General features: G+C 51.9%; 13 protein-coding genes. 8 read left to right on the top strand and 5 right to left on the bottom strand.

All coding sequences use genetic code 11. From position 1 onward, the window contains the following. Window positions 1-53 precede the first annotated feature (53 nt). The gene (locus CRP01_RS28240) at window positions 54-824 is read right to left on the bottom strand and encodes a LytR/AlgR family response regulator transcription factor (RefSeq protein WP_170110572.1); all 771 of its coding nucleotides are present in this window, start codon (window positions 822-824) and stop codon (window positions 54-56) included. Continuing rightward, window positions 811-1,920, bottom strand: a complete 1,110-nt coding sequence (locus CRP01_RS28235; RefSeq protein ID WP_099153416.1) for a sensor histidine kinase — start codon at window positions 1,918-1,920, stop codon at window positions 811-813. The genes CRP01_RS28240 and CRP01_RS28235 overlap by 14 nt, the downstream gene beginning before the upstream one ends. A 287-nt stretch (window positions 1,921-2,207) precedes the next feature. On the opposite strand from CRP01_RS28235, the gene CRP01_RS28230 reads away from it, so the two are divergent. From CRP01_RS28230 to CRP01_RS28195, 8 genes are all read left to right on the top strand, one after another. Next, window positions 2,208-2,987 carry a glycosyltransferase family 2 protein gene (locus CRP01_RS28230; RefSeq protein WP_099153415.1) on the top strand — a complete coding sequence of 260 codons (780 nt, stop codon included), beginning with the start codon at window positions 2,208-2,210 and terminating at the stop codon, window positions 2,985-2,987. Between the two features lie 130 nt (window positions 2,988-3,117). Continuing rightward, complete coding sequence (gene mce / locus CRP01_RS28225) at window positions 3,118-3,513, top strand: methylmalonyl-CoA epimerase (protein WP_099153414.1); 396 nt, start codon at window positions 3,118-3,120, stop codon at window positions 3,511-3,513. A gap of 97 nt (window positions 3,514-3,610) precedes the next feature. After that, the gene (locus tag CRP01_RS28220; RefSeq protein ID WP_099153413.1) at window positions 3,611-4,384 is read left to right on the top strand and encodes a sulfite exporter TauE/SafE family protein; all 774 of its coding nucleotides are present in this window, start codon (window positions 3,611-3,613) and stop codon (window positions 4,382-4,384) included. Between the two features lie 293 nt (window positions 4,385-4,677). Next, window positions 4,678-5,316 (top strand): SPOR domain-containing protein, encoded by a 639-nt coding sequence (locus CRP01_RS28215; RefSeq protein ID WP_099153412.1) that lies wholly within the window; start codon window positions 4,678-4,680, stop codon window positions 5,314-5,316. A 78-nt stretch (window positions 5,317-5,394) separates the two neighbouring features. Continuing rightward, window positions 5,395-6,246: an ABC transporter ATP-binding protein gene (locus CRP01_RS28210; protein WP_099153447.1), complete on the top strand. Its 852-nt coding sequence runs from the start codon at window positions 5,395-5,397 to the stop codon at window positions 6,244-6,246. Beyond that, entirely contained in the window at window positions 6,246-6,953 is a 708-nt protein-coding gene (locus tag CRP01_RS28205) for a fluoroquinolone export ABC transporter permease subunit (RefSeq protein ID WP_099153411.1), read from the top strand. Before CRP01_RS28210 ends, CRP01_RS28205 begins: the two co-directional genes overlap by 1 nt. A gap of 317 nt (window positions 6,954-7,270) precedes the next feature. After that, window positions 7,271-7,984 carry a hypothetical protein gene (locus tag CRP01_RS28200; RefSeq protein WP_099153410.1) on the top strand — a complete coding sequence of 238 codons (714 nt, stop codon included), beginning with the start codon at window positions 7,271-7,273 and terminating at the stop codon, window positions 7,982-7,984. 489 nt (window positions 7,985-8,473) lie between these two features. Beyond that, a complete protein-coding gene (locus CRP01_RS28195) occupies window positions 8,474-8,962 on the top strand; it encodes a DUF2062 domain-containing protein (RefSeq protein WP_099153409.1) in 489 nt (162 codons plus the stop codon). Window positions 8,963-9,128: 166 nt separating this feature from the next. On the opposite strand, the gene CRP01_RS28190 is transcribed toward CRP01_RS28195, so the two are convergent. From CRP01_RS28190 to CRP01_RS28175, 3 genes are all read right to left on the bottom strand, one after another. Then, window positions 9,129-9,650, bottom strand: coding sequence for an NYN domain-containing protein (locus tag CRP01_RS28190; RefSeq protein WP_099153408.1), 522 nt, complete (start codon window positions 9,648-9,650; stop codon window positions 9,129-9,131). 21 nt (window positions 9,651-9,671) lie between these two features. After that, entirely contained in the window at window positions 9,672-12,068 is a 2,397-nt protein-coding gene (locus tag CRP01_RS28185; RefSeq protein ID WP_233752775.1) for an alpha-ketoacid dehydrogenase subunit alpha/beta, read from the bottom strand. Between the two features lie 427 nt (window positions 12,069-12,495). After that, a complete protein-coding gene (locus tag CRP01_RS28175) occupies window positions 12,496-13,569 on the bottom strand; it encodes a DUF1611 domain-containing protein (protein ID WP_099153406.1) in 1,074 nt (357 codons plus the stop codon). Between the last annotated feature and the right edge of the window lie 59 nt (window positions 13,570-13,628).

Raw genomic sequence — 13,628 nt, 5'->3', positions numbered from 1 at the left:
GATCTGGTTAACGAAGTGGGATCAGCGTGTTGTCAAGGATCCGCTAGTGGTATCTACCAGGGCAGGATACGACGCAGCCCTTCGGCCCGCTTGCGGGATAACTTGGTCTGCTTACCATCCTGCAAATACAGGATGTAATCTCCCTTGAAGTAGGGTTCGATCTGGCGGATCGCGTGAATATTGACCAGGGAAGAACGGTGCGTCCGGTAGAAGTTCTCCGGCGACAGGTCGGCCTCCAGCTGACTGAGTGATTGCCGCAACAGGTAAGTTTGGGTAGCCGTGTGGATGCGCACATACTGGTTTTCCGCACTGATCCAGATGATCTCCTCCACCGGTATAAAGCGGATACGGCTATTCACCCGAACGGAGATCTTCTGCAGATACCGGGGTCGGGCGGGTTCCGGAGACGTTTCCAGCAGGGCTTTCATTTGTTGGTTCCACCGCCGGGCGAGCTGATCTTCGTGGGCCGTTCGGGCCCGGTGGACCGCCAGTCGGAACCGCTCTTCGGTGAAGGGTTTCAGGAGGTAATCAACGGCATTCACCTCAAAAGCCTGGATGGCATACTGATCGTAGGCCGTCGTGAAAATTATGTAGGGCAGTTCCTGATCCGCCAGAGCACGGAGTACCTCGAAACCGGATAGCCCAGGCATCTGGATGTCCAGAAAAACCAACTCCGGTTGATCCCGCCGGATGCGTTCGATCGCGCTCTGACCATCCGCGCACTCCCCCAGGAGCTCAACAAAAGGATACTGCTGCAGTAATAAACGAACGAGATCGCGGGCGGGCGCTTCGTCATCAACGATGAGGGTGCTAAGTTTGCGCATGGGGAAGATTTTTTTGCGGAAGGCGGAGACGGACCAGTACCCCGGCACCGGAATTGCGGATCTCAAAGGTGCAATCATCCCCGTAAAACTGGCTCAGCCGCTCGATGGTATTACTCAGGCCGATCCCGGAATAGTAAGCAGGATCAAAGTCCGTAGGTAGGGCCGGGCCGTCGTTGTAGATCTCGATCTCCAGCCGCCCCTCCTGCAGGCGGGAACGGATCCGGAGCTCGCGGGCATTCAGTTGGCGGGCCAGTCCGTGGTAAACGGCGTTCTCTACCAGTGGCTGCAGTAAAAAAGAAGGTATTTCCAGTTCCCGGGTAGCCGGTTCGATCTCGAAACCAATATCCAGCCGGTCGCCGAAGCGATCTTTTTCCAGTTCCAGATACTGTTGCACATAGCTGATCTCTTCGGACAGCGGCACCAAGTGGTGTTGACTGTGTTTGAGGGTGATCCGCAGCAATTCACTCAGGCCCGACAGCATTCGTACCGCAGTTTCCTTTTGATCCAGCCTAACCTGGGATACGATCGTGTTCAGGGTATTGAATAAAAAATGGGGCTGGAGCTGCATTTTCAGGGCCTGAAGTTGGGCCAGTATCAGTTGCTTTTCCAATTGCAGGCTCCGCAGTTCCTGATCCCGGAATTTCCTGAAATAGTCAAAGGCTAAAGTAAAGATCACGATCGTCCAGTAAATGATGAAATACCACTCGAAGAGGGCCGGAAGCAGCAAGTGAAAAATGGCCGTAAGGCCCAGCGCCTGCATGCCGCCCAGGTTCAGCAGGTAGACGATCCAGCTGTAAAAGAACACGTGGATCAATACCGTCAGCACACTGAACGGGAGATGAATGGCCAGCGTCTTCCACCGTTGCCGGGGATCCCAGCCGAATTGCCGGGTCAGACGGAAGATCAGTACTGCATACAGGCCCCAGAAGAGCCAGACTGCCAGTTTCACCGGCAGAATAGCCCACCAGCTGACCAGTCCCTCCCGTTGCATATGCAGTGCGGTGGTGGAGATCAGGGCGATCAGGAGCCAGCAAAATACCAGCCACTGGGGGCGGAACAGTGAAAAAGAATCACGGCGATCCAACATCTCGATCATAATTCTGGAATATTAGTAAGCGGACCAAAAAGATCTGACCATGGTAGGATGCTCGATTGTTCATTACGGCTTTGTCTTCAGTACCATCCGTTAAGCATTAACCAATACCTTTATTACTATTGGCGTACAGCCCTTAAGGTATAGTTTTTGGTAGCCGATCACATTCCAGGTAAAACTAACAAGTAAGCCCGGCAATGCCTAATATTTGTTGTAAACCGGGAAAAGCATGTTGTCAAATGGGAATCAGCCAAACAATTGTATTTTAGGGGCTGAAAACTAACCAACCTATGCAAGCCTTAAGTGTAATTATCACTACCTATAATGAAAGTACCAATATCCGGGAAGCTATGGCTTCGGTACAGTGGGCCGATGAGATCATTGTGGTCGATTCCTACAGTACCGACGGTACGCCGGATGTTGCCGAAAAACTGGGCGCTAAAGTGTACGAGCGCAGCTACAGCGGTCCGGCGGATCAAAAGAACTGGGCCATCCCCAAAGCCAGGAATGAATGGGTGTTGCTGCTGGATGCCGATGAGCGCCTGACCGACAAACTGACGGAGGAGATCAAATCGCTCCTATCCGGACCCGAGATCGATCAGGATTGCTACTGGATCCCCCGCCAGAATTATTTTCTGGGTAAAAGGGTCAGATACAGCGGCTGGCAGGGCGATACCGTGATCCGCCTGATCCGGCGGGATGCGTGCCGTTACGACGAGAAACAGGTGCACGAAGAAATTGAGACGAAAGGGCTGCGGGTCGGTAAACTAAAACACAAGTTGCTGCATTATACCTTTAAGGATTCAGGGCAGTATCTGGACAAGATCCGTCGCTACGGCGAATGGTCGGCGCTGGATCATTTTGAGAAAACTCCCAGAGTAACCTATTACCACTTATTTATCAAACCCCTCTACCGTTTCTTCAAGCATTTTGTCATCCAACGGGGCTTCCTCGACGGGCGCGTTGGCTTTATCGTCAGCACCATTATGGCGTGGGGCGTTTTTCTGCGCTATCTGCGGATCATTGAATTGCGCAAGCGGGACCAGCCGGAGGATGATGTGATGGGGTGATTTTTTTAAACGTTGGAACGTGGAAATGTGGAAATGTGGAAACGTTTGAACGTGGAAACGTTGGAAGGTGGAAATGTTTGAAGGTTGGGTTTTAACTGGGGCCCGGAACATTTTGTAAAAAGTCAATACTGTGAAAATAGAACACATCGGCATCGCCGTCAAAGACCTCGAAGCGGGTAATGCGCTGTTCGCGCAATTGCTGGGGCGGCCGCACTATAAGATCGAACGGGTGGAATCCGAAGGCGTGAATACCTCTTTTTTTCAGACCGGTGAATCTAAGGTGGAACTGCTGGAGGCCACCGACCCCTCCAGTCCGATCGCCCGCTTTATCGAAAAGCGGGGAGAAGGTATCCACCATGTGGCCTTCGAGGTAGAGGATATCGAAGCGGAAATGGAACGCCTGCGGAGCGAGGGATTTCAATTGCTGAACGAAAAGCCCAAAAGGGGAGCGGATAACAAGCTCGTTTGTTTCATCCATCCGAAGAGCGCCAATGGGGTGCTGGTGGAGCTTTGCCAAAGCCTGTAGCGTTCCGGATTGACCGACCCACGCATTCTTTGCCACCAAAATGGCGATTGCGGTTCCTTATACACTAAACTTTTAACCGGCCACGGGTCGGATTGTCATGGATACCTGGACTATCATCATCGCCCTCCTGGGCAGTTTCGTTGCCGGCGTGATCAATACCCTTGCGGGTAACGGTTCGGCGATCACCCTTACGATACTCACCGAAGTGCTGGGCCTGCCCGGTAATCTGGCCAACGGTACCAACCGCGTGGGTGTTTTCACCCAGACGGCCGCTTCCACTTACGGATTCTTTCGCAACGGTAAACTGGATTTTGCCAACCGTCGCCTGCACATCATCTGCACCATCATCGGGGCCATCCTGGGTACCATTCTGGCCACGCAGATCAGCAATGAGCAATTCCGTCAGGTATTCCGTTTCCTGATGATCATTATGTTGCTGGTCATACTGGTAAAACCCGCCCGCTGGCTGCGGGAAACCGATCTGGAGGTGCAACCTTCCAAATGGGTTATCATCCCCGCTTTCCTGGCGCTGGGCTTCTACGGTGGATTCATTCAGATGGGCATGGGCATTATTTTCCTGGCCGTTACCGTACTCGGGGCCCGCTTCAGCCTGCTGGACGCCAATGTGCTTAAAAGTTTCATCATTGCCATTTACACCATTCCCGTACTCATCATTTTTCACGTGCAGGGACTCATCGACTGGAAATTCGGCCTCTTTATGGCCATCGGACAAACGGTGGGCGGTTACCTGATGGCCCATTATGCCTCCCGCTTTCCGAGCGCCAATATCTGGGCCTATCGCCTGCTCGTCCTGATGGTCATCGTTGCCATTATCAAACTGTTCGATCTACATTTACTCTTCTTCAATTGATCCCGGTACGGGAGCCAAAATGAAAAGTAATATACCAAACGGACCGTTTTTATCGTTAAAAATGCCGTAATTCGGTTAGCAATCGATACCGGAGATCCAAATTGCAGCTAAGGTCCAGCGACCACCCAACTAAATGCCCAGCTATAAAGTACAAATGACTAAACACGCTACACCATACATTCCTATCTACCAATCCCTTTTTAAACGATCAGGCGAACCGGCATTCGCAACTGTTGACACCGGTATTTTGATTGATGACCAACTCTTTAACATCACTTAAATCACGACAAACGATGAGAATTCTAACCTTTTTATTCCTAGCCGTTTTTCTATTTGGGAATGCCCCCCTTCAAGCCCAGGATGAGCTGTCCAAAGAAGAAAAGAAAGAATTAAAGGATCTGGCCAAAAGACTCCGTAAAAATCCATTGGAGCTGAAAGAAATGCAGGAAGCTGCCGATATGTACCGGGAACAGAACGAACAACTGCAGGCCCAGATCACCACGCTGACTTCCGAAAACCAGATGATGGGTACCCGGGTGGAGCAACTGGAACAAAACAATGCGGCCCTGAACAACCAGCTGGCTACCGCTCAGAATGCCCTGCAGGAAATGGCCAACGCCACACCTACGGAGCAGGCCCGCGGTAACAGCAATTCCGGAGATATGATGATGGGTACCGTTTTCCGCGTACAGATCGGAGCCTACGAGAAGTCTTCCATTTCCGAAGACCTAGATTCTTCCGACGGCAGTATGACCCTGGAAAACGCAAATGGTATGCAAAAGGTAATGGTGGGCCAGTTCCGCGATTACCAAAATGCCAAAGAATTGATGCAACACATGAAGAAGATCGGCCTGCGCGATGCCTGGGTAGTAGCCTATGTAGACGGCGGCCGGGTTGACCTGAATGACGTGGTAGCTAAAGACCAGCAGTAAATTCCGGTCCCTGAGGCGGGAAAAGTGTAGTTGGGCTCCGGTCCGGTACACTTTTCCCACTTCCCTTCCCATCGCCCCATGATTGACGTCGATCAACTCCGGTTTGCCTATCCCGGCAAGTCGGATCTTACCGTTAAGGACATCAGCTTTCACATCGCCGCGGGAGAAAGCTTCGGCTTTCTGGGCCCAAGCGGAGCGGGCAAGAGTACCACCCAAAAGATCCTGATCCGCTTACTCCACAACTTTTCGGGAAACGTACGGGTAATGGATCGCCCGATCCAGAATTGGGACAAACAATTCTACAACCACATCGGGGTCGGTTTTGAATTACCCAATCATTTCGGCAAACTGACCGCCCTCGAAAATCTTCAGTTTTTTGGCGCTTTTTATAAACGTCCGGTCCGGGACTATCGGCAATCCCTGGAAATGGTCGGCCTGGAAGAGGACGCCGGCAAAAGGGTAAGCGATTTTTCAAAAGGCATGAAAATGCGCCTCAATTTCGTGCGCGCCCTGCAGCACGATCCGGAGATCCTGTTCTTCGACGAGCCTACTTCCGGCCTGGATCCCGCCAATGCCCGCATTATGAAGGACATCATCCTGCAGGAAAAAGCCCGCGGAAAAACCCTTTTCATCACCACGCACAATATGCACGATGCGGAAGAACTCTGCGATCGGGTCGCTTTCATCGTAGACGGCGAGATCCGACTGATCGACGCGCCGAAGGCTCTCAAGCTGAAACACGGTCAGCGGCGGGTACGGATAGAATACACGAACGAAAAACCCCAGACCAAAATATTCCCACTGGACGGCCTGGGCCAGAACCCGGAATTTCTGCGCATCCTGCAGGAAGAGCAGCTGGAAACGATCCACTCCGAAGAAGCCAGTCTGGAAGATATCTTCATCCAGGTAACAGGTACCCGGCTCCGCTGATGGGAACGATCAACCGCCACCGGCTCGTACACGCCATTCGGGGCGACCTGATCCGCCAGCAGCGGTACCAGATCATCACTATTGCGGCCGCCATCACGCTGATCTATATCGGTATCTTCTATTTCATTCCCGGTGCTTCCCAGGACAAAGTCGTACAGTTCCTCATCTTCAACGATCCCGTGGCCCTGGGTATGTTGTTTACCGGAGCCGTCTACCTGTTCGAAAAAAGTGAAAATACCCTGGAAGCTTTCGCCGTAACGCCCTTACGTGCGGCCGAATACCTGGGGGCAAAAGTGATCACCTTCTCCCTGCTCGGTCTGGCCGCCAGCCTGGCTATGGCGCTCGCTGCCTGGGGACTACAATTTAACGCCCTCCCGCTCGGTATCGGGATCACCCTAACGGCATCTCTATTCACGATGCTGGGCGTAGTGATCGTGGTCGGTACCCGCAGCTTTAACGAATACGTGATCAAGATCGGACTCTGGATGGTGCCGGTAGCCCTTCCCCTACTCGACTTTTTCGGTATATTTAAGAGCTACTGGTTTTACCTCATCCCGGTACAGCCGACCTTGCTATTGTTACAAGCCAGTCGCGAATCCATTGCCCCCTGGCAGATGACCTATGCGATCGTTTATTTAATGGTATGGAATATCCTGGCCTTTCGCTGGGCCCTGCACCGACTGCATGAAAAGGAGGGATTTTATTAATATACAGCGGCGCATTATTGATAACCACGGTCGGGGAATGTGGAAACGTGGAAATGTTTGAAGGTGGAAATGTGGAAATGTGGAAATGTTTGAACGTGGAAACGTGTTAAAGTTGGGGCTTTCCAGAATAGTAGATAGTGAATTGGTCAGCCTCCGTTTTACGGCCACCCATATCGGGAAGCAAACCTTTCCACCCTGGCACACTTCAACCTTAACACATTTCCACCTCAACGCTTTAACACCGTCAAAAAAAAGCAATCAGTCAAAACTCAACCAAACGCATCAGAAGACTTAACAAAATCAATCAATAAAACAGCATGAATCTCATCCGCCTCAGCATCACCGATTTTCGTCAGATTCTGCGCGAGCAGTTGCTCTGGGTGATGTTTATCGTTGCGCCGGCCGCGCAGTTTGCCCTGGCCCGCTGGCTGGTGCCGGAACTGATCGCTGCTTTCCCCGTTTTTGACGGCTACCAGGTGCTGATTGCCGGCGCCTTTACGGTACAGGTAGTTTCCGGTATCGGTTTTGTCATGGCCATGATGTTGCTGGACGAAAAAGACGATGGCGTGCTGAGTGCGATCCGGGTGTTGCCGCTCGGGCCGGGCGCTTTTTTGATCTACCGGCTGTTCACCGCTACTATGATCGCGGTGATCTTCGGCTTCGCTATGCTTTATTTTTCCGGTCTGGTCGCTTTTTCGGTTGGAGAGGCATTTGCCGCTGCGCTGCTATTTGCGCTGATCTGTCCTGCCGTTGTATTATTTATGAGCACTTACGGAGATAACAAGGTAGAAGGTCTCGCCATGTACAAAGGAGTCAATCTGGTGTTGCTGCTGCCTATCGTCAGTTTCTTCGTGCCGGATGGCTGGCATTTTGCTCTTGGTTTCATTCCGGATTTCTGGAGCTTTCACTTCACCGCAGCGCTGGCCGGCGAACAAGACATACCCTGGCTTTTCTTTGGCCTTGGGGTGCTCGCGCATCTGCTGCTCATTGGACTGTTGTACCGTCAGTTCCGGCGCCGGGTCTTTCATTAGCCCGCACGCAACCAGGATCCGCCGCTCCGGTCCGCTTAGCTTTGGAAGCAGTCAGTTGGGATATTGACGGATCGCGGACAAAAAAAACGAATAGCGATAAGTCCTTAATTATCAAAAAAATAGAAATAAACAACTCAAATTTCCAACATAAAATCGGAGAAGGTGTTCTAAAAGTGACCGGTTGTTATTATTTTCGTCTAATCAATGCTATTTGTTGCCGAGGTCCGATACCATCAATGGAATATGTAGTAACAAATTATTACCCACTTGGACTCCAACCACACACTGTCGTAACGGCTATCCACTCATTTTGAGGGGTTTCCGGTACAACCGACACCTACTTACTGTTTGCTGTAAAAAAGCATTCGCAGGCCCCTAGCCGGAATTAATATCATGTGCGGCAACTTTTGTTAGTTAATTCCGTACTGATAGCAATAAACCACCCAATTTTTTCGATCATAGATTATGTTATGTCTGAAATCGTGAAGCATGAAAACTAGGCCAACTGTTGCCTTTGGAAATCCACTCCGAGCGTTACAAGAAGTTAGAGATGAACCCAAAGAAGCTGCAAAAGGATTCGCCCTGGGCGTATTTTTTGCAATGACCCCATTAGTATGCGTGAAAGTCCTCGTCGCCCTGTTGCTGGCATCCCTGTTCCGCTGGAACCGGGCCGCTACCACCATCGGCGTTTTAACGGCAAATCCGCTTACCGTACCCATCATTTTTAGTTCCACTTATTTTGTCGGTTCCCTTATCCTCGGCATGGATTCTGCCCTGGATATCAATACCCTGTTCAGCCAACAAGGTATTGCCCAGTTGCTGTCCGAGTCCAAAGGAATTATCCTGGCGATGACTATCGGCGGTACTATTTTGGGAGCTGTTGCGGGCGTGATCGCTTACTACGCTGCGTTTTTCGCGCTGAGAAGACGTCAGATCACCGAGGCCGCTCTGCAGCCGAGTCCGGTAGTAAGTGAATAATTGTAAAGGAAAGAACCAATAGAAGGGAACACCAATACCGTCTCAGCCCTGATAACCAATGAATGCAGGAGCTTCGCCTTAGCTCGCTCGCCAGAAGAATACTTCCTGGTGAGCTCTAAATCCGACAGCGGACCGCTCCTCCACCGGCAAATTCAAACATCTCACATTATTTCGAATTCCCCTTCTTCCGCCGTTTGTACGTCCGTTTGAAAACAAAACAATCCTCTTCGGTGATCTCCACGAAGTGATCCGCTTCTTCTTTCAGGATCTTGGCCGTCGTTTTATTGACCGCTGCGATCTCCACCCGAACGCCTTCCCCTTTTAAGTGCCGGACCAGTTCGACGTAGTCCGCATCACCCGACAGGATAATGATCGTATCCACTTTCTGGGCGATCTGGGTAGCCTTGATCGTCAGAGGAATATCGGCAGATTTGTAGCAGGGAGTTACCGAGCCGTGATAGTGCGTGAGCAGGCGCTCCGCCAGTTTCGGAGAGATGCTTTTCCCTTCCCGGAAGTAGATCAGACGGGCCAGAGAACGATTGTTCAGTAGTTTGGGAATAAGCGTATCAAAATTGATCATGGCGCTCTTCTTGCCCACCAGATCGTGTAAGCTCAATTCAATATTGTTACCGTCAACCAGCACGGCAACGCGTTGGTCGATCAGAATATCTACAGTTGTTTCACTCATAATAGCTGATTCGAATAAACATCAGAACCGGCTGGGCTCGGCTTCGTGTACCAGGCTGTAAACCGCATCGTACACATCATCCGGATTAGGCTTACTGAAATAGTCGCCGTCCGTTCCGTAAGGAGGCCGGTGTGCCTTAGCCGATATAGTAACGGGGGGTGAATCCAGGTATTGGTAACCGCCCTGCTTGACCAGCACTTCATCCAGCATATAGGCCGTTCCGCCGCCGGGCACATCCTCATCGAGGAAAACAATGCGGTTGGTTTTTTTCAGAGACTCCACGATCCGTTGTTCCAGATCGAAAGGCAACAGGGTCTGCACATCGATCAGTTCTACGGAGATGCCCTCTTCCGCCAGCATATCACAGGCCTTTTCCGCAATCCGTACGCAGGCGCCGTAGGTGACAATGCTGACGTCCGTACCGGGACGCAATACCTCGGGTACACCCAGTGGGACGGTGTAAGTCCCCAGATTGGACGGTAGCCGCTCTTTCTGACGGTAGGCGTTCAGACATTCGATCAGTACCGCTGGGTCGTCGGAATGCAACAGGGTCTGGTACATACCGGCTGCCTGTACGAAGTTGCGCGGTACCAGCACGTGCATGCCGCGCAGTCCGCCCAGCAGAACACCCATCGGAGAACCGGAGTGCCAGATGCCTTCCAGACGGTGACCGCGGGTACGAATGATGACCGGTGCGATCTGTTGGTTATTACTGCGGTAACGCAGCGTTGCTATATCATCGGAAAGTGGAGAAAATCCGTAAATAAGGTAATCCAGATACTGGATCTCGGCGATCGGCCGAAGGCCGCGCATGGCCATACCCAATGCCTGGCCCATAATGGTCCATTCGCGGATACCGACATCGAAAATGCGATCTTCGCCGAATTTTTCCTGCAAACCGGCCATGCCCTGGTTGACACCGCCGATCTTACCCAGATCTTCGCCGAAAGCATAGAGGTTGGCGTGGTTCTTAAAAGCCTGCTCGAAGTAGCGGTTGATGATCTCGTAACCGTTTAGGAGCGGAGCGTCATCGGCGTAGGTCGGAGCAATGGTGCGTACCTGAATGGCCGCCCGTTCTGTTTCGCTGTACAGATGGGTATTGTAACGCTTCTGCATTACGTCCTTCACCTCTCCGGCAAATTCCCGCAGCCATTCGATCTCCTGACAGGACTCGTGCCGCAACGCGTTGAGCATGCGTCGCACGTTGGCGAAAATCTCCGAGCGGACCGGAGTAATGAAATCCCGGAATTCCGCCAGGCATTTCTGGGCCCGCTGGTTGTCCGGAAACTGCGATACCAGGCGTTCGTACACCTCCATAATTTCCCGCCATTTCAGTTCAATGGGCAGGTAGTAACGCTTCCAGGCCTTGTTCTTGGCATCCCGTACCTGTTTGCGGGCCTTGCCTTCCAAAGCCGCCAGCTCTTCTTCATCTGCAATGTCGTTGGCGAGGATCCAGAGCCGGAATTGCCGGTTGCAGTCGTACTGCTGCTCGAACTTCATCCGCGCCTTATCCTTATAACGCTCGTGTGAACCAGAGGTGGAATGCCCCTGTGGCTGGGTCAGTTCGTCAATATGGAACAGCGCCGGCGTGTGGGTCCGACGCACTTTTTCTATGCCTTTTTTGTACACCTCCAGCAGGCTCGGATAGTCCCAGCCTTTGCAGGTATAGATTTCGATCCCGTCACCGCCCTGCTCTTCGCGGAAACCTTCCAGTACCTTGGAGACACTGGCCTTGGTCGTCTGCAATTTGGTAGGAACGGAAATACCGTAGCCGTCATCGACCACCGTAATGGCCAGCGGCACCTGTAATACCCCCGAGGCGTTGATGGTTTCCCAAAAAGCACCTTCACTGGTACTGGCGTCGCCAATATTACAGAAACAGACTTCATTGCCCTTGTCGGAGAACAAGTCTGCGTCCAGGTGTTGGGCGGTACGGTATTTTTTGGAGGCAAAAGCCAGACCGATCCCCCGGGCCATTTGTCCGGCCGTGGTGGAAATATCGGAGGAGAGATTGTACTGCTCCAGGTGGCTGATCCAGTTGCCGGCCTGATCGATCAGCGGCGTGGCGTGGTGATTATTCATCTGCCGGCCTCCGGAAAACGGGTCGTTTTCACTATCCGCATACAACTGCGCAAACAGGTCTTCCAGTGAACAGATATCCAGTGCCAGTAATAAGGTGTGACCACGGTAGTAGTCGGATCGGAAATCTCCTTTCTGGAAAGCTTTGGCCATTGCGACCTGGAAGAGTTCTTTACCGTCATCGGAAACGCCGAATTTGGCTTTCCCGGTGAGGGCTTCCCGCCGGATCTGAGTGCTCAGTTCACGACTGAGACAGCAAATAAAGTAGTCGTGTAAGATCTCTTCACTCGGTGGTTGTGTAGTTGCGGTTAAGTTGGTCGTTGTAATTGTCTTTTCCAAAATGGTAGGCAATTGCTTTGGTGAAGGATGCTACAAAGATAAGGAAGAATTGGCGTAATTATAGGGACGTACTCCCGCTTGGAGCCAATAACAATCAAATTACGGCACCCTGTTTTTAGGGGTTTTACGAAGCGAAAACATCACTTTTCGTCTAATTTTTTTAAAAAATATAAGATAATAACGTGATGCTTTGGTCGGCTGCCTGCCAAAAAACATATGGCGAAAAAAGCGATTGAAAATAATAAAAACGCCGTGAGAATCAAGGTCCCAACGATAATATTACGAATCTCGGCTTTCGCCCAACGGGGAAAATCACGGTAGCCAAACCACAGTTCATTTCCCCTGGATGGTAGCAAAAGGACCTTTTTCCAAATTTTCTTCAATAATTTGGAAATAAAAAAAATTTAATTTTTTTGGGCGAATAGGCCTATTCGCCCCCGTTTTCATCTATAAATTGCCGGACGACCGGGATCAGGCGATCCACGCCTTCTTTCAGCGGCCGCAGGACCGGAATGCCGAGTTCTGCTTCCAGCCGGCGCTGGTGCTCCTGCATCTGTTCGTCGGTTTGTCCCATTTCATTGAGGGTTACCGCCAGTACTTCCGCTCCGTACATTCCGATCAGTGCGATCTCGGAAGCGACCGTTGGGATCGGGCAGCCTACGTGCTCCGTACCTTCGTGAAATTCCCGGCCGGGTGCGTGCTGCAGTACGACGCCCTTCACCTGGCCGGACATCAGGAACTCACTGCCGCAGGGACCGGTAGGATTCCGTAGTGCAGATTGCCCTTCGATCAGGATGAGGTCCGGATTTTCTTCCCGGTCACAGTTCACGATCGCTTTTTCGATCTCCCCGCTGATGAAATCGTTGACGGTGGAATCGAAGATAAAGCCGTGCGGATAGCCCTGCATCCAGCCCGTTTGCCCGGTAAAGATCATTTCCGCCTGGATGCCGTGTTCGCGGCAGGCCTCCATCAGAAAGCGACAGGTGGTGCGTTTCCCGATGGCGCAGTCCATCCCGAGGACGGCAATTCGCGGCGTTTTGACCTCGAAGATGGAGCCGTTCCAGAAACTCAGCTCGGTGCGGGGCCGGGGTTTACGGATATCCATCAGGATCAGTCCCTTTTCTTTCGCCAGGGTATCGAACTCCATATCGTCGCTGAGGAAAGTATGCAATCCGTTCACCAGTGAGCAGTTGTGCTGCATCGCATCGATCAGTTCGGAACGAAAATCTTCCGGCAACAAACCACCGGGCAGCGCCACGCCCACCACGCAGTAGGTCGGCTGCGGGTTATCGGCGGCAAAATAATCGTTCACACTGGCGTACACAGGAACGCCCAGAGCATGGCCGTCCAGAATGGTCCCGGCGTCCTCTCCGGCAAATCGATGATCGATCACGGCCAGGATCTCAAATCGGTCGGTGCCGCGCAACAGACCGTGGCAGGTTTTGGCATTATCACTATCCAACATGCCGTTGGTCAGTACGATGGCTGGTTCTTTTTTCATGGCAAATGATGTTGAGACGTTAAGAGGTTAGACATTTGGATGGTTAGGACTTTTGGGCG

The organism is Flavilitoribacter nigricans DSM 23189 = NBRC 102662, assembly GCF_002646595.1.
GTDB classification, from domain to species: Bacteria; Bacteroidota; Bacteroidia; order Chitinophagales; family Saprospiraceae; genus Flavilitoribacter; species Flavilitoribacter nigricans.
The sequence above is the reverse complement of the archived record's forward strand: the minus strand, read 5'-3'. Positions and strand labels throughout refer to the sequence as shown.

Excerpts from the sequence above, each read along its gene's own strand:
- CRP01_RS28240 (WP_170110572.1), bottom strand. The coding sequence starts at position 824 with ATGCGCAAACTTAGCACCCTCATCGTTGATGACGAAGCGCCCGCCCGC.
- CRP01_RS28230 (WP_099153415.1), top strand. The coding sequence starts at position 2,208 with ATGCAAGCCTTAAGTGTAATTATCACTACCTATAATGAAAGTACCAAT.
- CRP01_RS28190 (WP_099153408.1), bottom strand. The coding sequence starts at position 9,650 with ATGAGTGAAACAACTGTAGATATTCTGATCGACCAACGCGTTGCCGTG.
- CRP01_RS28200 (WP_099153410.1), top strand. The coding sequence starts at position 7,271 with ATGAATCTCATCCGCCTCAGCATCACCGATTTTCGTCAGATTCTGCGC.
- CRP01_RS28220 (WP_099153413.1), top strand. The coding sequence starts at position 3,611 with ATGGATACCTGGACTATCATCATCGCCCTCCTGGGCAGTTTCGTTGCC.
- CRP01_RS28215 (WP_099153412.1), top strand. The coding sequence starts at position 4,678 with ATGAGAATTCTAACCTTTTTATTCCTAGCCGTTTTTCTATTTGGGAAT.
- CRP01_RS28210 (WP_099153447.1), top strand. The coding sequence starts at position 5,395 with ATGATTGACGTCGATCAACTCCGGTTTGCCTATCCCGGCAAGTCGGAT.
- CRP01_RS28235 (WP_099153416.1), bottom strand. The coding sequence starts at position 1,920 with ATGATCGAGATGTTGGATCGCCGTGATTCTTTTTCACTGTTCCGCCCC.
- CRP01_RS28175 (WP_099153406.1), bottom strand. The coding sequence starts at position 13,569 with ATGAAAAAAGAACCAGCCATCGTACTGACCAACGGCATGTTGGATAGT.
- CRP01_RS28205 (WP_099153411.1), top strand. The coding sequence starts at position 6,246 with ATGGGAACGATCAACCGCCACCGGCTCGTACACGCCATTCGGGGCGAC.
- CRP01_RS28195 (WP_099153409.1), top strand. The coding sequence starts at position 8,474 with ATGAAAACTAGGCCAACTGTTGCCTTTGGAAATCCACTCCGAGCGTTA.